The sequence below is a fragment of the Spirosoma daeguense genome, from assembly GCF_054776875.1.
Genome location: NZ_BAAHBF010000005.1, coordinates 354,636 through 377,839 on the forward strand (window position 1 = coordinate 354,636; position 23,204 = coordinate 377,839).

The 23,204-nt window shown below is 45.7% G+C and carries 19 protein-coding genes; 13 read left to right on the forward strand and 6 right to left on the reverse strand.

Annotated elements, in window-relative coordinates; genetic code table 11:
- Positions 1–401: 401 nt before the first annotated feature.
- Positions 402–830 carry a response regulator gene (locus ACYVD4_RS17795; protein WP_460948111.1) on the reverse strand — a complete coding sequence of 143 codons (429 nt, stop codon included), beginning with the start codon at positions 828–830 and terminating at the stop codon, positions 402–404.
- A gap of 273 nt (positions 831–1,103) precedes the next feature.
- Between ACYVD4_RS17795 and ACYVD4_RS17800 the strand changes: the two genes are divergently transcribed.
- From ACYVD4_RS17800 to ACYVD4_RS17815, 4 genes are all read left to right on the forward strand, one after another.
- Complete coding sequence (locus tag ACYVD4_RS17800; protein WP_460948113.1) at positions 1,104–2,471, forward strand: GAF domain-containing sensor histidine kinase; 1,368 nt, start codon at positions 1,104–1,106, stop codon at positions 2,469–2,471.
- A gap of 426 nt (positions 2,472–2,897) precedes the next feature.
- Complete coding sequence (locus ACYVD4_RS17805; RefSeq protein ID WP_460948115.1) at positions 2,898–3,323, forward strand: response regulator; 426 nt, start codon at positions 2,898–2,900, stop codon at positions 3,321–3,323.
- 189 nt (positions 3,324–3,512) lie between these two features.
- Positions 3,513–3,869 (forward strand): PadR family transcriptional regulator, encoded by a 357-nt coding sequence (locus tag ACYVD4_RS17810; protein WP_460948117.1) that lies wholly within the window; start codon positions 3,513–3,515, stop codon positions 3,867–3,869.
- Positions 3,870–3,883: 14 nt separating this feature from the next.
- Complete coding sequence (locus tag ACYVD4_RS17815; protein WP_460948119.1) at positions 3,884–4,573, forward strand: hypothetical protein; 690 nt, start codon at positions 3,884–3,886, stop codon at positions 4,571–4,573.
- A gap of 328 nt (positions 4,574–4,901) precedes the next feature.
- Here the strand turns inward: ACYVD4_RS17815 and ACYVD4_RS17820 are convergent, their stop codons facing one another.
- Both ACYVD4_RS17820 and rbfA read right to left on the reverse strand, forming a co-directional pair.
- Positions 4,902–6,107 carry an ABC transporter permease gene (locus tag ACYVD4_RS17820; protein ID WP_460948121.1) on the reverse strand — a complete coding sequence of 402 codons (1,206 nt, stop codon included), beginning with the start codon at positions 6,105–6,107 and terminating at the stop codon, positions 4,902–4,904.
- Positions 6,108–6,187: 80 nt separating this feature from the next.
- Positions 6,188–6,565, reverse strand: a complete 378-nt coding sequence (gene rbfA / locus ACYVD4_RS17825) for a 30S ribosome-binding factor RbfA (RefSeq protein WP_460948123.1) — start codon at positions 6,563–6,565, stop codon at positions 6,188–6,190.
- A 233-nt stretch (positions 6,566–6,798) separates the two neighbouring features.
- On the opposite strand from rbfA, the gene ACYVD4_RS17830 reads away from it, so the two are divergent.
- The 3 genes from ACYVD4_RS17830 to ACYVD4_RS17840 all read left to right on the forward strand — a co-directional run bounded on the left by ACYVD4_RS17830 (position 6,799) and on the right by ACYVD4_RS17840 (position 12,346).
- Entirely contained in the window at positions 6,799–8,208 is a 1,410-nt protein-coding gene (locus tag ACYVD4_RS17830) for a hypothetical protein (protein ID WP_460948125.1), read from the forward strand.
- A gap of 103 nt (positions 8,209–8,311) precedes the next feature.
- Positions 8,312–9,097 carry a queuosine precursor transporter gene (locus ACYVD4_RS17835; protein ID WP_460948127.1) on the forward strand — a complete coding sequence of 262 codons (786 nt, stop codon included), beginning with the start codon at positions 8,312–8,314 and terminating at the stop codon, positions 9,095–9,097.
- 261 nt (positions 9,098–9,358) lie between these two features.
- Positions 9,359–12,346, forward strand: a complete 2,988-nt coding sequence (locus ACYVD4_RS17840; protein ID WP_460948130.1) for a purple acid phosphatase family protein — start codon at positions 9,359–9,361, stop codon at positions 12,344–12,346.
- 15 nt (positions 12,347–12,361) lie between these two features.
- On the opposite strand, the gene ACYVD4_RS17845 is transcribed toward ACYVD4_RS17840, so the two are convergent.
- Together ACYVD4_RS17845 and ACYVD4_RS17850 are read right to left on the reverse strand one after the other, a co-directional pair.
- Positions 12,362–14,254, reverse strand: a complete 1,893-nt coding sequence (locus ACYVD4_RS17845; RefSeq protein WP_460948132.1) for a cytochrome-c peroxidase — start codon at positions 14,252–14,254, stop codon at positions 12,362–12,364.
- Positions 14,255–14,297: 43 nt separating this feature from the next.
- On the reverse strand, positions 14,298–15,068 hold the full coding sequence (locus ACYVD4_RS17850; RefSeq protein WP_460948134.1) for a TrmH family RNA methyltransferase: 771 nt from the start codon (positions 15,066–15,068) through the stop codon (positions 14,298–14,300).
- Between the two features lie 31 nt (positions 15,069–15,099).
- Between ACYVD4_RS17850 and tamL the strand changes: the two genes are divergently transcribed.
- Positions 15,100–17,727, forward strand: a complete 2,628-nt coding sequence (gene tamL / locus ACYVD4_RS17855; RefSeq protein ID WP_460948136.1) for a translocation and assembly module lipoprotein TamL — start codon at positions 15,100–15,102, stop codon at positions 17,725–17,727.
- 68 nt (positions 17,728–17,795) lie between these two features.
- Here the strand turns inward: tamL and ACYVD4_RS17860 are convergent, their stop codons facing one another.
- Positions 17,796–18,050: a hypothetical protein gene (locus tag ACYVD4_RS17860; protein ID WP_460948138.1), complete on the reverse strand. Its 255-nt coding sequence runs from the start codon at positions 18,048–18,050 to the stop codon at positions 17,796–17,798.
- A gap of 305 nt (positions 18,051–18,355) precedes the next feature.
- On the opposite strand from ACYVD4_RS17860, the gene miaB reads away from it, so the two are divergent.
- The 5 genes from miaB (at position 18,356) to secG (ending at position 23,182) form a co-directional block, all read left to right on the forward strand.
- Positions 18,356–19,834 (forward strand): tRNA (N6-isopentenyl adenosine(37)-C2)-methylthiotransferase MiaB, encoded by a 1,479-nt coding sequence (miaB, locus tag ACYVD4_RS17865; protein WP_460948140.1) that lies wholly within the window; start codon positions 18,356–18,358, stop codon positions 19,832–19,834.
- Between the two features lie 89 nt (positions 19,835–19,923).
- The gene (locus ACYVD4_RS17870) at positions 19,924–21,282 is read left to right on the forward strand and encodes a sigma-54 interaction domain-containing protein (RefSeq protein ID WP_460948142.1); all 1,359 of its coding nucleotides are present in this window, start codon (positions 19,924–19,926) and stop codon (positions 21,280–21,282) included.
- The gene (gene lptE, locus ACYVD4_RS17875; protein WP_460948144.1) at positions 21,272–21,832 is read left to right on the forward strand and encodes an LPS assembly lipoprotein LptE; all 561 of its coding nucleotides are present in this window, start codon (positions 21,272–21,274) and stop codon (positions 21,830–21,832) included. Before ACYVD4_RS17870 ends, lptE begins: the two co-directional genes overlap by 11 nt.
- A gap of 107 nt (positions 21,833–21,939) precedes the next feature.
- Positions 21,940–22,731 carry a hypothetical protein gene (locus ACYVD4_RS17880; protein WP_460948146.1) on the forward strand — a complete coding sequence of 264 codons (792 nt, stop codon included), beginning with the start codon at positions 21,940–21,942 and terminating at the stop codon, positions 22,729–22,731.
- Positions 22,732–22,789: 58 nt separating this feature from the next.
- Positions 22,790–23,182, forward strand: a complete 393-nt coding sequence (secG, locus tag ACYVD4_RS17885) for a preprotein translocase subunit SecG (RefSeq protein ID WP_460948148.1) — start codon at positions 22,790–22,792, stop codon at positions 23,180–23,182.
- Positions 23,183–23,204: the final 22 nt, after the last annotated feature.

Genomic DNA, 23,204 nt, shown 5'->3' on the forward strand with positions numbered 1-23,204 from the left:
ACACCCAAAGCAGAAACGTCGTTTGGAGGTAATTTTGCCCCGGAATTCCTCTCCCTTCATTAAGCGAGAACGGCTGATACAAATGTTGTAGCAAATGGATACAGGAAACGAATCGATTACGTATTGACTGGTCAAATTAAGGGTTTTAAAGAAGTCAGCCAGATAATAAAGCAGGACGCTTAGTGTATAAGACAGTTGAGGCAACCGTCGATTAAAAGCTGATTTTCAAGCATAAAAATACCTTGCTTGTCAGCCAGATAGAGCATAGCCACTACTTTTTCAAACCTAGTAAGAGCAGGTTACTAATGTTTTCGCACCGCTCCAGCGGTCTGGCTCAAAGGTACTTGCTCTTGGCTATGTTTCTTTCGTATTCAGATTAATCTGCATTCACACAACTTAGATTAATTAAAATGACTGTTTGGATGTAAGCATTTATCCCAATAGTCCAAAATCGATCGCATCTGTTCTTGTAAGCCAATAAATGTTTGCTCTTTTTTAAAGTAGCCCTGAATGGTCATCCGGTACGCCATATTGACCAGATCCCAATCGGCTGCTGTGGTTAAAAAAACAAAGGGAATACATTTCAGTTTCAGGTACTCATTCAAATCAATCAGCTGACGAAGTTCAAGGCCATTCATAGATGGCATGTTCACATCGCTGAGAATCACTAACGGTGCTTCAGGAGTAGCGATTAAATACTCAATGGCCTCAACGCCATTACTAAAAAAGACGAGAGGGTTCGCCAGTGCCAATCCTTTGATAGCTTCCTGGATAAAGAGTTGATCATCCTCATCGTCTTCAATCACCACGATGGGCGCTTTGCTAGTCATAGAATAAAGGTAATACGTTCCCTCGGTAATGGCCTGTGGGTAGCAACGGCCCTTACCGAGGCTTTGGGTAAGCACAAATATACCAAAATAAGGGTAGGCTGAGTAACCATTTCCTACCTACCTTTGCCCTATAAAGTGTAGAATAGGTAAGACCAATCCCACGATTCCACTTTACATCCCTGAATAAAAGTCGTCTTTACTGAACATACGTTTTCAACCATTGGTTGTTAGAGGGTAGTTACTTTCACTTTGCTCCAGTGACTGCACGCGACGATGTTACCTCCCCAACCTGCCCAGGAAACCAACCGGCTACTAGCCCTACAAAGTTATCAGATCCTGGATTCTTTACCAGAGACCGACTACGACCTTATTACCCGTTTGGCGGCTCAAATCTGTCAGACGCCTATCTCCTTAATTAGCCTGGTCGATGAAAAACGGCAATGGTTTAAGTCGACCCTTGGACTTTCGATCAAGGAAACACCCCGCCAGTTTTCCTTTTGCGCACACGCTATCCTCAATCCCCAACAGCCTTTCCTGGTCCCCGATACCAGGCAAGATGACCGATTTTCCAGTAATCCCTTTGTGACAGGGGACCCCCATATCGTTTTTTACGCCGGCATACCCCTGATCGGTGAGGATGGTTTCCCTCTAGGCTCCCTTTGTGTGCTGGATGACAAGCCCAGGCAATTGAGTGAGGCTCAACTGGAGGCATTAAAAACCTTGACCAGCCAAGTGGTCAATCTGCTCACGTTACGAAAAGCTAACTACGCCTTACAGCTCAGCGAACAGCGATATCGAACCCTCACGGCTGAACTGGAAGAGCAGGTACAAGTCCGCACCCAGGCCCTCAAACTAGCCAACGATGAACTCCACAGCGCCAATAAATTACTACGTCAGGCAAATGATACGTTGCACCAATTTGCCTCGGTGGCTTCCCATGACTTACAGGAACCCCTGCGCAAGATTCAATCGTTTGGTAACCTCTTGCTATCGCAGTATGCTGACCAACTGGGCGAGGGAAAAACCTATCTAGAGCGGATGCAATCGGCGGCCAATCGTATGTCAGTCCTGATTCAGGATTTATTGAGTTATTCCCGAATCTCGGCCATCCATGAGCGTCGACAACTCATTTCCCTCGCTTCGGTTGTCCAGGCTGTCCTGTCGGATTTAGAGGTGGTGATTGCCGAAACAGGTGCACGGATCGAGGTGGATGCCTTACCGGAGGTGCTGGGGGACTCGATCCAGTTGGGCCAGCTCTTCCAGAATCTGCTCAGTAACGCCCTCAAATTTAGTAGAGCACCTACGTCCATTCGGGAGACATCAGGCATCTCCAAGCCCCCAAAGATTCAGATTCGCTTCCAACTACTGCTAGCCAAGGATTTACCCCCGTCGGTAAAACCTACCCTTTCTGCCCCGCTCTACTACCGGATCGATGTCATCGATAATGGCATTGGCTTTGAGCAAAAGCATGCCGACCGCATCTTTCAGGTCTTTCATCGGCTCCACGGTAAGAATGAGTTTGCAGGCACGGGTATTGGGCTGGCGATCTGTGCGAAAGTGGTGAGTAATCATGGGGGGGCGATCCGGGCGACCAGTCAGCCAGGTCAGGGGGCAACCTTTAGTGTCTTTTTACCCAATTAACCTACCTTATAGGGAAAGCCCCTGGTGGAAATCAGTGCTACCTTCATAAACGTCTTATTGGATAAATTATTAGTTAACAGAACTAGGATGTTAGCGGGAGAATGGGCAAAATAAGTCACGTACTGGGTAATGGGTGAGAGTTTATGTTCACAAAGTTGGGCAAAAAAATCACCGTCATTCGTCACTAGTCTAGCCACTATTTCAGCATAGTATTCTGTAATACAAATAATTATCTCTTAAATTTAAGATTGGCATGATTTGAGCTTAACACAGTACAACGGGTTTTAATCTTTAGTTGTTCGCTACCCTTGGCGTAGCTTTCCTATAGATCGATGTCGTTTCACTCAACGTTAGAAAAAACAAAAAACTTGGAAAGCTCGGTATGGAACCGGGCTTTTATTTTACCCTTAGTTATAGTTTGTAGTTATGGACGATCACCCTATCATCTTCATTGACGCCGATGAAGATGATCATGACATGTTTAAACAGGCCTTGTCGGAGTTAGCGCTGCCGCATCCTGTCCACGTTTTTTCTAATGGCCAAACCGCCTTGGACTACTTGAAGTCGACGACAGATAGTCCCTTTTTGATTATTTCCGAAATCAGTATGCCGGGGATGAGTGGACTGGAACTTCGACAACAAATTGATCAGGAGCCGCACCTACGCAAAAAGTGTATTCCATTTGTGTACATGACCCATCCCGTCGAAGAAGCCGTAGTTGAGGAAGCCTATGAATTAACCATTCAAGGATTATTTGAAAAGAAGGCTACATATACTGCCTGGAAAGCACAGTTAGGGGCCATTATTGCCTACTGGACGGAGTGCCATCATCCTAAACGCATTACTTGGTAACGAGCACCAGTAAACTCGTTTGAATAAATCTGCTTCATAAATGGGACATTTTCTGAAATGTCCCATTTATGAAGCAGATTTATAATACATATATATCCCTTCGTCTCACTTTGGGGAACATTATCTAATATTTCAAAAAAATATAATACCTAAGATTTAGTAGTATATATAATTCTAGTATATTTGAGTATGAATACTACTTCGCACCAGCTACTCAAGGGCAGTCTCAGTGCCATTATCCTCAAGTTACTCTCGAACACGAACTGGATGTACGGCTATGAGATTTGTCAAAAAGTAAAGCAAATTACCGATGGCCAACTCAAGATTACCGAAGGTGCACTCTACCCCGCTTTGTACAAACTCGAAGCAGACGGCATCCTAATCACCAAAACCCAAATCGTTGACGGCCGCGCCCGTAAATACTATGCCATTGCCCAGGATCAACAAGGAAACGCCGTGGATAAACTAGCCCAGATCGAGCAGTTTCTCCACCAATTGCAACGCATACTTACTCCCACTGATCTCAATACGCTTCCTACTTCTTAATCAACTTTATCGCTATGACTCAGGCTCAACAGGTGCTCATCACTTCCTTTCTGACCCAACAATGTGAGTTGGTTGAAACCACCTTTATCCAAGAGATGACCGACCACTTTGTTGTCTCCGTGGAATCCCGGATGACTGATTATCTTTCTTTTGAGGAGGCACTTCAGCAGACAATTGATGACTTTGGTGGGCCAAGTAACATTCAGAAAATGGAATGGACCTATCGAAAAGTGTATTTGAGAAGTCTGTTGCGGAACTGGTGGACACTGGTAAAAAACCAACTCGCTAATCACAAACGAATTCGGACACTACTGGTCGTCGGCTTTGTTACGTTTGCCAGCTTGTACTTTGGCCTGATGAGTGACTTTATGGGTGTACTCGGCGCGAAGATGCTCTGGAATTCCGTTCAATGGGTAAGTATTATATGGGTTATCATGCTGAGCTGTTTTCTACTCCAACGAGTTGCTCCCCAGTTTAAGAAATTGGGGGTTGTCCGATTCCCCGCCTTGTTGATACGGCTGCTTTCGTATCTGCTATGGGCTGGCACTGTGTTGCTTTATATAGGCCTTAGTAGTATGGAGCTGTCGTTGCTGGTGAAAGGCTTAAGTTATTTCGCTCTGTGGTCAACGTCGGCACTATTTTACCTGGGTCTGGTGGATTTCTCAAAGCAAACAGACCCCAACTCGTGGTACTCAACCAGGTAGATAATAGATTTCCTATTAATCACTGGCTCAACAATCGCCCGTGCACCTCAAATGGCTGTCATACTTATTCTTGGCTTGATCTGCTGTCTTAAATTGACATCCGCCCGGTCACAAATCAACGTTTCTTCTTCAGAGCCGCAGATGAGTTCACGATGCACTTTTACAAACGTATGACCAACGTAGTACATTTGTAAAAGCTCTGTTTTGCCCACCTGCAAACGGTCGTTTATAATTAAACAGAAATGAGTCATCCCGAACAGCCTCCATCCAATTACGGAGGCAAAATTCGGGATGACTCATGTTTTTAGTACTAATACGTAGTATCCAATCAAACTTTAGCCGCTCGCTGAGCTGGAAGCCAAGACGTTAATACGGTAATCAGGATTACCAGAAAGCCTGTCAGAGCGATATCGCTTATGTCCAGACGAACGGGGTATGCATCAATAATAGAACTCGTCGTTCCCATACCGATAAAACCATATTCCTGTTGGGCCAGACAAATAACGATACCCAACACTAGGCCCGTTACAGCACCAAGCACGGCAATTAAGGCTCCTTCGATCAGGAAAATCCGACGTACCATGCCTCTCGTTGCCCCTAACGCATACAAAATCTGAATGTCGGCCTTCTTTTCAATGACCAGCATCGACAAGGAAAAGAATATATTGACCGACGCAACCAGAATAATAAACGACAATGTGAGCGCTACCAGAAACTTTTCGATACGTATCGTTCGGTAGAGATCTGTATTCAAATCGTCGCGACTTTGTACATTAAGTTCAGCGCCTACTACGTCCTGCAAAGCCTGTTTTATGGCATCTTCATTGACACCCGGATTAAGTTGAATTTCAAGACTTGTTACGTCGTCAGGACTATAGCCAAACAATTCCCGCGCTACTTTCACAGGTACCAGCACGAAATTATCATAGCGGGATTCGATAAAGAATACGCCCGAAACTGTTAACGATTCCTGATTGAATGCATCGGAATTTAGTACGTTGAACGATTTATCGCCCTGCGGATAGAGCACCTGTAAGGGCGACAGAATGTCAATAATCGAAATACCCAGATCTCGACGTACACCTTCGGCAACGATAGCATAATTTACACCATCCCGATTCAGCAACGTACGACCTTCAAGCATCGACGAATCGAGTTGCGGCCGCTGTAAATAGCTATCTTCTACGCCTTTTAATTTAATTACGGTTGTACCATTTCCATAGCGAGCCAATGCATTGTCTTGAGCTACCGACGAAAGCAAATGAACTCCGGGAACATCGCGTAACCGCTTAAGTAAGGCAGGTGATGCCTGAAATCGCTTTCCCTGCTTCGGCAATACGGTCATGTCGGCTTCGAAGGTTTTGAAAATCTCGCGATTCAATTCCTCCATGCCGTTGAACACCGAAAGAACCACCACCAGTGCCATTGTGCCCACACCTACGCCCAGCATCGACAAAGTCGAAAGCCAGCTAATGAAACTACGTTTCTTTCGGGAGAAAAAATATCGACGGGCAATCCAGACAGGGAGGTTCATACTTTACAAGAGCGAAAGAGTAAAAGAGCGAAAGAGTGAACTGAAAAAGCTACTTTTCGCTCTGCTTCGGCATTCCGACTTTACTCGTCCTCATCTTCTTCCGGCGCAGGTGGAATTTCCAGACCGGCGAAAAGTTTGTCCATTTTATCGGCGTATTCAGACGTATCATCGAGGAAGAAATGTAATTCAGGAACGATACGTAACTGATGGCGAACTCGCTCGCCAAGGTGCTGCCGAATCACTTTTCCTTTCTCCTGAATCGTTTCAAGTAACAGGTCTTTATTTTTTGTCGCTAAAAAGCTTAGATAAACCCGTGCTACGCTTAAATCAGGCGAAACGCGCACATTGGTGACGGTAATAAAAGCGCCGTTGAACAAATGTGGCACCTCACGCTGAAAAATCTCACTTAAATCTCTCTGCAATTGCCGCCCTACTTTCTGCTGTCGTTTCGATTCCATATTCTCAAAAAACTATGTATTACACTGAACGATAGAATGTCTGAATAGTTCAGCATACGCTTTTCTACTAACGATTGATTCTAGTACATCCGTAACTTATCCTGCAAATATCCGTTCATTTTTCCGTTCTGCCGAAATTGACTGTAATTTTACCGGTGTGAGTCTATGAATCAGTCGTGTAAAAACACATCGAGGACTAGACCAAGAGTGATGACTATTGACGTTTACCGGCTTTGCTACGTTTCTTTCAATCCTATTTCTCATATCAATACGTAAGCCTGCTGGGTTTGCTGTTGCTTATCCGGCTGCCGTTGCTGCTGCACTCGATTCCGTTGCTGATTCCAGAATTGAACTGGATGATTGTGGGGGAGCAAATGAGCCAGGGCGACTTGCTTTACCGCGACATCTGGGACAGTGTTAGTCCGCTTTCGGCGTTGGTTTACTGGGGAATCGATACGGTGTTTGGTCGGTCGCCAGTAGCTTTGCATGGGGCTGCTACGTTGGTGACGGTTTTCCAGATCGTTTATTTCAATTACGTAACCAACGTCCGCGATGTGTTTCCTGACCGGACGTTCTGGCCTGGGCTGCTATATATGCTGTTCATGCACCTCTCGTTCGACTGTCTGACGCTCTCACCCGTGTTGATGTCTACGAGTTTTCTGTTATTGGCGTTTGGCACATTGGTTCGCCAAATGGAACGACGCGGTGCTACCGACGAAGTTTTTGAAGTAGGCTTTTACCTTGGTATTGCGGCCTTGTTTTACCTGCCTTCCGCCTTATTTCTTCTCTGGGCAGTAATTTCCCTGCTTTTCTATACAGGTGCTACGTTCCGGCAGAATTCGCTGGCGATGTTCGGTTTCCTTTTCCCCATTGCCAGTACTATCCTGTTTTACTATCTGTTCGATAGCCTTGACGATTTCAACCGAAATTTGCTGGCATCCGTATTCCGGGTTCGTCAATATTCGCTATCTGATTTTCAGTCGTTAATCGCGTCGTTGTTAATTCCGCTTGGGTTAGGGGTATTAGGTTTTCTGAGCCTGTTCAACAGCCGAAATCGCTATGGCAATTTCCAGCAACGTATTCAGCAAATCATGGCTATCTGGTTTGTTTTTGCGGTACTAACAATCGGGCTCATGCCATTTCTGGCACCTATGGCCTTTCTGAGTTTTGTACCGCCGATGGCCTATTTCAGCTATTTCTATTTCGAGAATGTTCGAAAAGCGTGGCTGGCCGAAACAGGATTTATTATTGCTTTCAGCCTGATTCTTTTACTGTTTTATCAGGGTGCTATCGGACTGATTCCGGGGGCGGAGTTGGGTCGGTTGAGTAGTTTACAGGTACAACCTTCGCCCCTGCCACCCAACATCCAGAATCAACAGATTCTGATTATTGGCGAAGATTTGAGCGCCTATCGGCAGAATCGACTGGCAACACCCTACCTGAACTGGGATCTGGCTAAATACGACCTGAAAAATCTAGACAATTACGAATCGGTTATCAACGTATTCGACCATTTTCGAAACGATCCACCCGACTATATTATCGACCGTGAGAATGTAGTTGAAAAACTATTTCAGCGAGCCCCTGATTTAGCCAGTAGATACGAAAAAACTGCGGTCAACGACGTATATAAGCGGAAGTAATATTGTAATGGATAATGTAAAATGAACAATGGAGTTCTGATTGCTTTCCATTTCATTAGTTGCCATTCATTTTACATTATCCATTATTCATTCCCCGTTTACTATGCCTTCTTTTACCAATAAACGCACGAATCTATTTATTTTTCTAAGCGCAGTTTTTCTGACCAATGCGCTCATTGCCGAAATCATTGGCGTCAAAATTTTTTCAGGCGAAACGCTGATTGGTACGCAACCAGCCCAAATTCACCTTCTGGGCGATTTTGTATTAGACTTTAACCTAACGGCTGGAGCGGTTATCTGGCCGTTCGTATTTGTTACGTCCGATATTATTAATGAATATTTTGGCAAGGCGGGCGTCCGTCGGATTTCGTTCCTGACTGCCGGTTTTGTTGCCTATAGTTTCCTGATTATTTATGCTGTTACTACGTTGCCACCAGCGCAATTCTGGCTCGATGTGAATGCGAAGGATGCGGCCGGTAATGCGATCAATATCAACAACGCGTTTCAGATGATTTTTCGGCAGGGGTTGGGCATCATTATTGGTTCGCTGACGGCTTTTTTGATTGGCCAATTGCTTGATGCTTATGTGTTTCAGGCACTACGTAAGATTACAGGCAGCCGAAAAATATGGCTTCGGGCAACGGGTTCAACACTAATTTCTCAATTGATCGATTCGTTTGTTGTTCTTGGCATTGCCTTCTACGTATTTGGCAATTGGTCGCTGGCGCAGGTAATAGCGGTAGGTATTATCAATTACATCTACAAAGCATTTACGGCGATTCTACTGACACCACTGCTCTACATTGCCCATTATTTTATCGACCAGTATTTAGGGAAAGAACACGCCGAAGAGCTAGCGAATGAATCGGCCATGAGTTCGTTCATGTAAATACCTTATCATACATTTTTATTCAGCGTGTACTTGTCGTCTCGGCAGGATTACACGCTTTTTTTGTGGCTAATGCCTATTTATTATCAGACTAAATTACTTAAGTATAAATACCAAATATTATCCAATTAATTAGTACAATAATTAAAAAATACAACTACATTCGTTAGACATATAACCTACAGCTAATATACTGATTACCTATAGGTTATACGCATTTAACATCATATATTCTTATGGACTTTATAGGAATTTATAACTATGAAAACACTCATACCTATAAGCTTATTATGGCTGCTCTGGCAACCAACGAAAGCACAGCTTACGTCCACCACATTAGTAGCTCATGGTGCTACGTGGCGCTACTCCGATAAAAGTGCAATGCCACCCGATCAGACTGCAGGCGCCACTACGTATAGCTGGAAAGACGTAGGCTATGACGACAGTAGTCCTACGTTCTGGGCTACGGGTGCATCGGAACTTGGTTATGGTGATGGCGATGAAGCCACCGTAATCAGTTATGGCCCCGATGCCAATAACAAATACCGCACAGCCTATTTCCGAAAAACAGTTTCCGATGGTTCATACCAGAATCGCTTTCGGTATAAGATCCGCTATAAACGTGATGATGGCATTGTCATTTATGTAAATGGTGTAGAAATTCGTCGGGATGGTATGCCTTCCGGAACCATTACGTACTCGACCTCTGCTACGCTCAATACTGAAGAAACTACATTCCACGAATTTTACATTCCTAATGGAGCCCTTCGTTCGGGCAACAATGTTATTGCCGCTGAAGTACATCAGATTGGACCAACCAGTTCCGATTTAAGTTTCGACCTCGAATTTATTGCCGAATCTAATAGTAATACGCTCGCGTCCATCCCATTACCTATAACATCGACAACTTCCACAAACTGGAAATATAGTGACCATGGGACAGATCTCGGAACGAGCTGGCGAACTGTAGGATTCAACGATTCATATTGGCAGCAAACAAATATCGGTAGCGTAGCACGTGGTCGAATGGGCTACGGTGAAACCACCGACCCAAATCTGGCCACAGTTGACCCGGCCAGTAATGACCCATACAAAGCCAATATGTATACAAACTATATCAGTTATGGCCTTAATCCAGCCAATAAATTTCCAACAACCTATTTTCGAAAGACAATAAACATTCCCGACGTGAACGCGAATTCTGGTTATGAAATTCGGTTTATGCGCGACGATGGCATTCTGCTTTATGTGAATGGTGTTGAGTTGCCACGTGACGTAAACGGCAATACCAACAATATGCCCGCTGGCCCAGCTTCCTACACAACCCTGGCCACAGTTTCGGTTGACACTCCAGCAGAAACAACCTGGTCGGCCTGGCAACCCATTAGTGCTACGTTACTAACAAATGGCGACAATCTGATCGCTGCTGAAATTCATCAAGTTGGTCCTACTACGTCGGATATTACGTTTAACGTAGAGATTCGCGTACAGGGAGCTCCTGCCATTACGCGCGGGCCTTATCTGACGCTAGGTACCCGAACCGGAGCCACTATTCGCTGGCGAACCGATATCGCCAGTATCGGCAAAGTAACCTACGGGCTTTCGGCAAATAATCTATCCAGTTCGGTTAGTGAAATTGTTAGCTCAACCGATCACGAAATTCAGCTTACAAACCTTCAGCCCGATCAGCAGTATTTTTATAGTGTTGGCACAACAACAGTAGTACTTCAACAAGGTGCAGACAATTATTTTCTGACGGCCCCACCCGCTAATGCGAAGCGTAAAATCCGAATCGCTTCCTTTGGCGACAGCGGCTCCAATGAAACAAACAATAACCAAATAAAAGTACGCGATGGCTTTTTGTCGTTTCGGGGCAGCAATCCAACAGACCTATGGATGCTTATTGGCGACAATTCTTACGATGGCGATGATCCCCAATATCAGGCTAAGTTTTTTGAGCCGTATCAAAACACTAGTCTGATGAAAAACTCGATGATTTATCCGATACCGGGCAATCACGATTATAACAACAGTGCTGTTCTGGCCGCAAATCACAACATCCCCTATTTCTCTATTTTCAACTTCCCAATAAATGGCGAAGCAGGTGGTGTTCCATCGGGTACGAAAGAATGGTATTCCTTTGATTATGGCCCAATTCATTTTGTGATGCTGGATGGGTATGGGCGTCGGGATGTAAATGGTACGCAACGACGATTTTATGAAGACACGCTAAATCATCCGCAAGTTATCTGGTTAAAAGAAGACCTGGCCCAGACGAATAAGAAATGGAAAATTGTGTATCAGCACTATCCATCTTATAGTCAGGGGTCACATAACTCAGAAAACGAAGCCGATTTAATTGCCATTCGACAAGTCATCAACCCTATTCTGGAGCGATTTGGTGTTGATCTGGTCCTGACTGGCCACAGTCATGTGTATGAACGATCATATCCATTGCACGACTTGTATAGTGCCAATAGCATGACACCTTATTCAACTAATCCATCAGCCTTCCGTTTCCCTGGCGACGACAGCAACGGACGATACGATGGTTCGGGTGGTTCATGCCCCTACAAGAAAACTTCGGAGAAGAAAAAACAAGGAACTGTCTACATAGTAGCTGGATCGGCGGGGGCATTGGAAAAAATTGCGGGTCTGGGCAATCATCCAGCCATGGTTTATACGCAGAAAGATATTGGTGGGTCCTTTTACTTTGATGTAGAAGATAACCGACTCGATGCCAAATTTCTTCAAAATCAGAACATTTACCCACCCTATGGATACACTATTGCCGATCAGTTCACAATCCTGAAAGATGTTGGCATTCCGCAATCGCTAACCGTAGCAACAGGTCAATCAGTTACGCTTACTGCCCCTTTCATCAGCAATTATGTATGGAGTAACCCGGCCGATGGCGGTTTCTCGTCGTCCAGCCGGTCAGTGGTGATAAATCTGCCAGTAGGTACGCATACGTATCAGGTGCGCGACGCTCAAAGTTGTGTTCAGAATACGTTCACAGTTCACGTAACCAACACAACGTCGGCCAGTATGCAAACCCTGAAAATTGGCGACTGGAACGATCCAGCGGTTTGGTCAGGCAACCGCGTACCTGCACCTAATGACGTACTACGTTTGAAACACTTAATAACGATTCCCGATAACACGACTGTTTTTGCTGGTCAAGTCATCTACGACCCCGGCGTGCGAATTCTGCACGGCCAGAACGCCCAGTTGAAAATTCAGCCTTAACGCTCTGTCAACTTACTAGTAACGCCCACCCGATTTTCGACGGTTCCAGGCAGGATGTCCTTCAACAGCAGGTAGTTGGTAAGGACGTTTTGTCAGTCCCGTCGTATCGGTTAGGGCTTGCATAAAAGCAACGAGTGCGCGTTGTTCGTGGGGGGTTAAATCGAGTGGTTTATCGGCTAAAGTTTGCCCCTCTACGTCGATTCCGATGCCCCGGCCACCGCCCCGATTATAGAAATCGACAACCTGTTCCAGCGTTTTATAGGCCCCGTTGTGCATATACGGTGCTGTTAAGGCAGCATTACGTACCGTTGGGGTTTTAAACGCAAATCGATGCAGATCTTTCTGAAATGGGCCAAACTTGCCTAAATCGGGATCTATTTTCGCGCGGCTGATTTTTGGTCGGTTGGGTACGCCGATAATTTCGCTCTCTACTTTTTCGAAATGAGGAGGTACGTAACCATTATAAATCGGAAAAAAATGGCACGTAGCACAACGGGCTTTCCCCAGAAATAAGTTAAACCCCAACCGTTCATCGGCCGACAACGTAACGGCTTCGCCACGCAGGTACTGATCAGGACGAGCATTCAAACTACTAAGACTACGAACGTAACAGGCCAACGCATTTCGTACATTGGTAGGATTCAGTCCGTTCGGAAAGGCATCGACGAACAGCTTTTTATACTGGGCACTGGCTCCCAACTTTGTCACTACGTCCTCGGGCGATGTTCGCATTTCGTGGGCGTTTTTCAGTACGTCGTGAGCCTGATCTTCCAGATAAACCACGCGGGAATCATAAAATTGCGCCTTTTGTAAGCCAGCATTCAGCAACGTAGGCGCGTTCCGGTTTACCCGTTTGAATGGATTGCCAAAGGCACGGCTTTTGCTACGTCCGTCGGTAAAGGCTCGTTCGGGCCGATGACAGGACGCACAACTTCGTTTGTTATTACCCGACAACAACGGGTCGAAAAACAACTTCTGTCCTAAAGCCACCTTTTGCGGAGTACTGGCAAAAGCCCGAAAATTCGTTACATAGTCGGGACGAAAAGCACCCGAATCCGATAACGTAGCAACCTGTGGCGACAGAAATCGACCAGAAGACGGCTCGGCAATTCCGGCTTCCTGCCGCATCTGCTGTAAGGCTCGACAAAGCGGGTAAAGTTGTTCCCGAATAAACATAACCCGGTCGAACGTATCAAAATCAGGCTCATTGTCAACGGCTTGTATAGCCGATTTCCACCGCTTTTCCAGATACGTTACTGTTGGCTTTGGCAGTTGTTGTTCGTAAGGACGTAGCGCAGCCTGTAACGTTCGAAGCGAGATAGCTGCTTCGGGCAAAGCACTACGTACCTCAGGCGTATCGTAGCCAGTAATGCCGAGTGAAAGGAGTCGAAAAAGTTGCTGACGAGTGGCTTCAACGATATCCGAATCGGTCAGCGGAATGGGCGGAATTCCCTGCTCCAGGCGCGCCGAATAGGAAAGCAACGTAGTGAGTTCGCGGTTTAGCTCAGCCGTTTTTGCCGTATCGGTCGATTGGAATTCAGGAAACAGAAGCGGCTCAATTACCTGCAATCCAGTGGGCGGAATAGCTTGCTGACCCATTTCATAAATTTCAATCTCTGCCACAGGTGGGCCATTAACATGACTAGCCAGATAGGGCTGATAATATTCGAGCAACCATTCTATCCGTTTGTAGCTTAATCGACTTCGCCGGAACGCCATCTGAAGTGAATCCTGACTAGCGTTAGTGCGTACAAAACTGGCCAACTGCTGTACCTGCTGATGAAAGCGGACTTTATCGGCCATAAATTGCTTATACACAGCCTGTCCGTTTGTGTTAGGGCGCGGCTGCTCTGGCAGAAAGCCCAACAGCGTCAATACTCCCAGAAACAGAACTGCTAATCGGCGCATACAGGTACTCGATTTTAAGGAAAAGATACGCATTTAAGCCGAACTACGTTGAGCCAGCAACCCGTCGAATATTGTCGAGCAAAACGGCGGTGGCAATCCCTACGTTAAGCGATTCTGCCTCACCATATCGCGGAATGGTTACCCGTTGCGTTACGTACTGTGCTACGTTAGGGCTTATACCATTCGATTCATTGCCCATGATCAGATACCCCGACGTAGCAAACGACAACGTATGTACATTCTCCCCATCTAGAAACGCGCCATAAACAATTGGCCGATTTTCGGGTTGCAGACTTGCGCGATTTAATACGGCTACTACGTCGCCATACCACCAGTTTACGCGTGTAAACGAGCCTTTACTGGCCGAAATCACTTTAGGATTGTAGACATCGGCGGTTGTATCAGAGCAAAGAATTTTGCGTATCCCATACCAATCGGCAATACGTAGTATGGTTCCTAAATTACCAGGATCACGAATATCGTCTAAAATCAGGGCAATCTCATGGGTGTTAGCCAATAGCGGAGTGTTTTCTTTCGTTCTGACCACAGCCAGAGCCGTATTGTTACTTTCTAACGTACCCATGCGGGTAAGCTCGGCCGCTGAAACGATTTCCACCGGAGTTCGTTGGCGGTCTGTGAGGTGAGCGTTTTCTTTGTAAAACAATTCGGTTGCTACAACCACTTCCGTCTGAAAGTCTGATTGCAACACTTCCTGAACGCTCTTGGCGCCTTCTACCAGAAACGCACCATGCTGCTGCCGGTACTTTTTCTGATGAAGTGACTGAATATATTTAAGTTGATTTTTAGAAAGCATGAGATTGTTAATGGATAATGTACAATGGATAATGAATAATAGAAAGTCTTTCGCTTATCTGCGTCATTGTTCATTATTCATTATTCATTGTATATTATTAGCTGGTTTATCCTCCTGTTTTAGTTCAAAACAACTCCGCAGCAATGAATACATTCTGACATCGCAATCTGTTCGGGGCAATCATGCTATTTCAGACGAAGATCTGGAAAGCCTGATTCCGCAGAAACCCAACCGTCGACTGCTCGGATTACCTATCACTCCTCAACTATGGTTTTATCAGATCGGTCAGCGCCGATTCGACCGCGAAGCCGCTTTGCGTGAGTTGGAGGCCAAAACTAACGAATTTGAACAGCAAAGTCAGGCACTGGCCAATCAACCCAATGCACTACGAAAGTTAAACCGACGCTATGGCCGAAAACTGAACAAACTGCGAATACGTGCCGAAGAAGGAAACTGGGCCATGCGTAATCTAGGTGACCCACCAGCCTATTTTGCCCAGAAAGATGCCCAGACCAATGCCGCCAAGATGCAGAAATACCTGTCGGACAAGGGTTTTTTCAATGCACGGGTACGCTATAAACTCGACACACTACGTCGGCGGCAGATTCGGGTTAGTTATTTGATCAATGAAAATGCGGGGTTCTATCTGCGAAATATTTTCTATGAAGTTGCCGATCCAAAAGTTGATTCCATCGTTCGGCAATCACTCAACGTATCGAAGCTCCAGACGGGGCAACGGTTTGATTTTGAAAATATGACAGAAGAGAAAATCCGCATTGAAAGTCTGCTACGTGATCAGGGCTATTATGCGTTTTCCCGTCAGTATATCCGGGCCACCGACGTAGATACCACCCGGCGCGGCACCGACCGTTTTCAGTCGGGCGATTCAACGCTACGTAAAGTCGACGTTGTTTTACAGATTGCCAATCCGCCGGGCAGCGCAAGCCATCCCATTTATAATATTGGTGATGTGGAAGTACGTATCAGCCCCAATGGTGATGCCGAAGTAGTGGGAGACAATCCGGCTATGGCGTCAGCATCAGCTAGATACGATACGTTAAAACGCGACGGTATTCAATATCTGCTGGGAGCCCGAAATATGTCGTTGCGCTTATTGGAAAGTAAAATTCTGTTTCGACCCAATCAATTATATAGTCAGGCCAATTATCGTGATACGCAACGGCAGCTATTTCTGCTGAACCAATTCAAATTTGTCAATTTGAATTTTATCGACACCACCAATCGGCGTTTACGTACTCTGATTACAGCGTCGCCCCTCGACAAATACGATTATACGTTCGAAGGCGGATTATTTGTATTGGCCCAAAGACAGCCTGGGCCATTCGCCAACGTAACGTTTCGGGCTCGAAACCTGTTTGGCGGCCTCGAAACCTTTGAAACAACGGTACGTTATGGCATTGAATTTCAGACCGGGTTTGGCACTGACCAAGAGGATAACAGGACTTTTTATCAATCGAATGAGTTTGGTATCATAACTTCCCTTTCGTTTCCACAGATTCTTTTTCCGGGCAGAGGTCGCTTTTTTTTCACCCGATACAATCCGAATACGCAGGTCAGCCTTAGCTTTAATAATACCATCCGCCCAGATTACACACGTTCCTTGCTACGGGCAACCATGGCTTATAACTGGCAAATTACCCAATCAAAACAGTTTAATTTTCTTATAGCGGACATCAATCTCATCAACGCTAATTTTCCGAATACAGACATAGGAGCCGCTTTCCAGAAACAGCTTGCACTAGAGACAAGTACTGGGAGTACAATTGCACAGAGTTTTCGTCGGTCACTCAGTTCCAGTTTTAGTTTTGCCTATACCTATAACACCAACGTACCGGGCAAGAATCGTCGGGCAAATTTCTTTCGCAGCGCAATTGAATCGGGCGGTACAACGCTCAATTTTTTTTCAAACAAAACGATTGAGCATTGGAGCGATACGTCCGTTACAGGGCTTCAGTTTTATAAATTCTTACGGTTAAGCGTCGATTATCGTCACTACGTTCCTATTCGTTCACGTACTACGTTGGCCTTTCGATTTAACACCGGAATCGTTTATGGGTATGGCCCAAATAGCACAGCCCCTTACGAAAAACTATTCTTTGCGGGGGGCAGTAACAGCATTCGGGGCTGGCTTCCACGTCGTTTAGGACCTGGCTCTGAAATGCCACAGCCAACTCCCGATTATCCAACAGTACCTGCTTTCAACAAGCGGCCAGGTCGTGGAGATCAATTTGCCTATACCTTCGAAAAACCGGGGGATATGCTTATTGAAGGCTCAGTTGAGTTACGAGGTCGCCTGTTTCGGCTAGGTGCCGATGTGAATGGCGCATTGTTTATCGATGCGGGTAATGTCTGGTCAATCCGAGATAATCCCCGGCGTGTTGGCGAGCAATTTCAATTTGATACGTTTATTCCGCAGATCGCCGTTGGTACGGGCGTAGGCTTACGTATCGACTTCTCCTTTTTCGTGATACGCTTCGATGGTGGTATTAAAGTGTGGGACCCCGCACGAAAATATCAGCCCAAACCCGACCTTTCTTTCAAAGATGAGCGGTTCATGCTTCCCTTATTTTCATTCCGCCGAATGTCATCTGGCCCCAATCCGTTGATTATCAACTTTGGCATTGGATACCCTTTCTAATAAAAAAGCCCATTTGATTAGAACAGGCATATGGGCTTTTACTACGTATCAGATATAATAAATCCGGTTTACCAAGGATCACATTCCAGATAATTTTCGGCGCTGAATTCGTTAAACTTTGTTTCGTGCCGTCCAAAGCCATACGTATCGAATAGTACGTTTAGTGCTCCATTTTCGAAGCCTGTACTAGTAATATAGCCGACTGTTCCGGCAGGAAGTGGAACCCGATTACCGATTGATGGCGTAGCGGGCAATTGTTTTGAGAGGGTTACCTGTTTGTTTTTGCGTAGGTTAAAGTGAGGACGTACCGGGAAGGAATGCATGTTTGCTTTTAGTTAAGAATTGTCCGACCAAAATAATTTACTTTTTCGAATCTTGACAACCTACTAATAGTCAATTGAGTAAGTGGTCATAAACTAGTCGATCCAATAAATATCTCTTTACGCCAATAGGCTCACCTCCCGATGTTTAAGAGAATTTAACGAGCATCGTCTGCCAAAATGACAGCTTTTCGGGGGTTTATTCGTAAATTTGTAAAAAACACGAGAGTCGTTTGTTACGCGTCGTCAGCATAGTTGGCACCGAAACGAGTTAATTGACGGCAATCGAACAATGACAAGTAATTGACATGGCGCTCATTCCCGAACTGACCATATTGCAACCCGAAGATAAAGAGCAAATTGACCTGCCTCGCACCTCTGAAGATGAGCTGGCAATAGGTAAAAAGCGACTTTATATTGAAAGCTACGGTTGCCAGATGAATTTTGCCGACAGCGAAATTGTGGCCGCTGTCATGCGAAATGCCGGCTTTGCAACGACTTCTACAGCCGAAGATGCAGACCTTATTTTTCTGAATACCTGTGCTATCCGCGATAATGCGGAACAAAAAGTACGGAATCGGCTCAAGCACCTGACTGGACTGAAACGGCAAAAGCCCGAGTTGCTGGTAGGTATGCTGGGCTGTATGGCCGAACGGCTCAAAACCAAGCTGTTGGAAGAAGAAAAAGTGGTTGATATTGTGGCTGGTCCCGATGCCTATCGCGATATTCCGAAACTGGTCGAAGAAGCAGAGTCGGGTCAGAAGGCAGTAAATGTATTCCTCTCTCGCGAGGAAACCTACGCCGATATTTCACCGATTCGCCTGAATTCTAACGGCGTAACCGCATTCGTATCCATCATGCGAGGCTGCGATAATATGTGTAGCTTCTGCGTGGTACCTTTCACACGAGGTCGGGAACGGAGCCGCGATCCGCACAGCATTGTCCGCGAAGCACAAGATCTTTTCGATAGGGGCTATCGCGAGGTAACGCTTCTGGGGCAGAACGTGGATAGTTATAAATGGGTACTAGAAGCGAGGAGCGTGGAGCGAGAAGTAGCTGATGCAAATGATTCTCCTGACTCCTCACTCCTCGCTCTCAATACAACAACCTTCGCGAACCTACTCGAAATGGTTGCGCTTATCCATCCTGATCTGCGGGTACGTTTCTCAACGTCGCACCCAAAAGATATTACGGACGATGTGCTGCATACCATGGCCCGTTACGACAACATTTGCAACTACATTCACTTACCTGCTCAAAGCGGTAACAGCCGTGTATTGAAGATCATGAACCGGACATACGACCGGGAGTGGTACGTCGGCAAAATTGACCGTATCCGGGAAATTCTGGGTGAAGATTGTGGCATATCGACCGACATGATTTCAGGCTTCTGTACCGAAACAGAAGACGAACATCAGGAATCACTCTCGCTGATGGACTACGTTCATTACGATTATGCCTACATGTTCGCCTATTCGGAACGACCGGGTACACTGGCCGCCAAAAAATACAAGGACGATATTCCGGAAGATGTTAAGAAAAGACGTCTTAATGAAATCATCGCGAAACAACTAACCCATTCGTCTGAACGTAATAAACGACACATCGGACAGGTTCAGCGCGTACTAATCGAAGGAACATCTAAACGCTCCGACGATTTTCTGTGTGGACGTAACGATCAGAATAAAATGGTGGTTTTCCCAAAAGGTGATTACCAGAAAGGTCAATACGTTAACGTACTTGTCAACGAATGCACGTCTGCTACGTTGCTCGGTGAAGTAGTATAATACGTAGTGCTGGTTAAAGAAACCAACACTTTCGAGTTGTAAAGAGTGTCAGTTTTAAGAAACTGACACCACAGCGACCGTAGACCTTTATGAATCAACAGGAAATTCAAAGCGTAAAACAACGTTTCGGTATAATTGGTAACGCCCCTGGACTAAACTACGCTATCAACGTAGCGATGCAGGTAGCGGCTACCGATCTTACTGTGCTTATTACGGGCGAAAGTGGTAGTGGGAAAGAGTCATTTTCGAAAATCATTCATAGCCTGAGTTCCCGCAAACACGGCCAGTTTATTGCCATTAACTGTGGTGCCATTCCTGAGGGAACCATTGATTCTGAGCTATTTGGTCACGAAAAAGGATCATTTACAGGTGCTGTAGACGCTCGTAAAGGCTATTTCGAAACGACGAACGGTGGTACTATTTTTCTGGATGAAATAGGTGAGATGCCGCTGGGTACACAAGCCCGATTGCTACGTGTTCTCGAAAATGGCGAGTTTATCCGGGTAGGTTCTTCCAAAACCCAGAAGACCGACGTTCGCGTAGTTGCCGCAACCAACGTCAACCTGATGGACGCCGTTGAGAAAGGTAAATTCCGGGAAGATTTATATTATCGACTCAATACGGTACCTATCTACGTACCACCTCTGCGCGAACGTGGCACCGATATTGAATTGCTCTTTCGGAAATTCACTACAGATTTTGCCGAACGCTATCGTATCAAACCACTTCAACTTACCGAAGATGCCAAAGAAACCCTGATGGCGTTTCCATTTCCGGGTAATATTCGGCAGTTGAAAAACATCGCAGAACAGGTTTCTATTCTTGAGTCTGAACAAAACAAAGCCATCGACGCACCTGCTTTGGCAAAATACCTACCTCAGTCGCAACAACAGCCGGGCCGTGCACTGGCGTTGTTTCCTTATGCAGGAAGCGCAACGGCCAACGAAAATTTCTCAGAACGCGAACTGCTCTATAAAGTGCTTTTCGATATGCGTCGGGATGTTAACGAACTTAAAAAGCTCGTACGCGACGTACTAGGAAATGAACAGGATGGCCGCCAGATTCTGCATACGCACAAAGACCTGTTCGACTCAATTTCTCCTGATATCGATCCTCGTCCGTCCAGCGACGTAACACGCTTTTTACCAGCCACAAACGGTTCGCTACGTGCTGATTCCATTCCGCCTACATCTGAAACCTATGGTGCTCATCCGCCCGTCCAGATTTTCGATGATGTGGATCATGACGTCAACGACGTAACGGTTGAAGATGTCAGTCATGAAACAGAGGAAGACGATTCGCTCTCGCTTGAACGGCAGGAAAAGGAAATGATTCTGAAAGCCCTCCGACGTAACAATAACAAGCGCAAATACGCAGCTCAGGCACTAGGCATTTCAGAACGGACGTTGTACCGGAAAATCAAACAGTATGAGATTGATGAAGAATAAGTTAGGAGTGATGAGTGATAAGCTAAGACCGATGAATGTAATGATAAAGCAAACCTTTCTGGCACTCATCGTTCTTAGCTCATCGCTCATCGTTCAATCATGTGGAGTCTATTCTTTTACAGGAACAACGCTCTCGCCCGATATTAAAACCGTAACGGTCAACAACTTTGTACTGGCAACGGCAGGTGGTCCGGCTAACCTTCCGCTAACATTCAACGAAAAATTAAAAGAATATTACCAGCGATACACAAATTTAAAGGTAGTTCCAGCCAATGGTGATATTCTGCTGGAAGGCAATATTACTGGCTATGAATTACAGGCGGTAGCACCATCTGCACAAGACCAGGCGAGTGTTAACCGTTTACAAATCACCGTCTTAGCAAGGTTTTACAACAATAAGGATGAAAGTAAGAACTTTGAACAATCGTTCTCCTTTTATCAGGATTTCCCGCAGGGTCAAACACTAAGCCAGAATGAAAGCCGACTGGTCCCGAAAATTTTGGATCAAATTGTGCTAGATATTTTTAATAAGACAGCCGCCGACTGGTAACAAAAAGTTTAATAGAGTTACGGTTACAATTTAGTGCTGAAAAAAAAGTACTTTAGCATACGTAACAAAACCAGTTGGGCGGCTCCATTCGTCAATGACCGTTTACCGTGCAAGCACTCGATAAAGAAACATTTTCGTACTGGGTCACACATCCCGAAGACCTTTCGGTTGCTGATTTGAATCAGCTTCAGGAAAACCTGTCGGCGTTTCCGTACTGCCAGTCGCTCTATACCTTAACGGCCAAGGCTGCCTCTATTCATCAACGAACACAGGCCGTCTCGTCAGTTCGGCAGGCTGCCGCCCACGCATTAAGCCGGAACGCGCTCCGCAAACTGGTCGATAATGAATTTCAGTGGTCAACGAACCTGCTGACCCGTCTGAATGAGCTTTCGGCCAAGCATGTACCTATTCCCGACGATTATCAGCAGGAAAGTTACGCGCTCTTTAAGTCGAAAAGCGGACTGAGTGGCGGTTTTCCAAAGTTGCAGTTGTTGCGTCTGCCAACCATGCCAACGCCGGAAGATACAACGCTTACCGAAACAACACTGCAAAATGATCTGGCTCAAATAGCTGAACCTCCTACTGAAGAGTTGACACCTGCCGATCTTGAGCGTAAACGTCAATTCGACATAATCGAGAATTTCATTAAAAATGAGCCCAGCATTTCTCGTATCGCCACCAAGGAAGTGCCTGATCAGGAAGACCTGACCAAACGTAACAAAATTGTTAGTGGGGGGCTTGTGACTGAAAGTTTCGCCAAAGTTTTAGAGAAGCAGGGCAAATTTGATAAGGCTCGTGATATCTATAAAAAACTAATGTCAAGAAATCCAGAAAAAAAGGCGTACTTTGCGGATAAAATGACTGAAATGGAGAATCATCGAAAAGCAGCTGAGGAATAAACTTTGCCTGTCTCTAAATTAGTCAAGACATTAACAAAACATTTAAGTAACGTTTTTCATGGCAACGGCAATCATTGTCTTTATTTGCATTCTTACCGTTCTGTTGGTTTTAATTGTTCTGATTCAAAACTCAAAAGGCGGAGGGCTGGCTGGCGAATTTGGCGGCCTAGGCTCGAACCAATTGATGGGTGTTAAAAAAACAACTGACCTGCTCGAGCAAATCACCTGGGGTCTCGGTATTGCCGTAATGGTATTATCGCTGGCTTCATACGTAATGGTCGACCGGAATCAGGCAGGTATCATCAATAGTGCTAACGTTGACCGTGCCCAAACGCAAACGCTACCGGGTGCTGCCGCTCCTAACGCAGCCAATGGTGCTGCGCCAAGTCAGGCTGCTCCGGGCGCTGCTACTCCAGGTGCTTCAACCTCAGCGTTGACTCCACAGAAGTAATTCTGCTACGTATCATTATCAT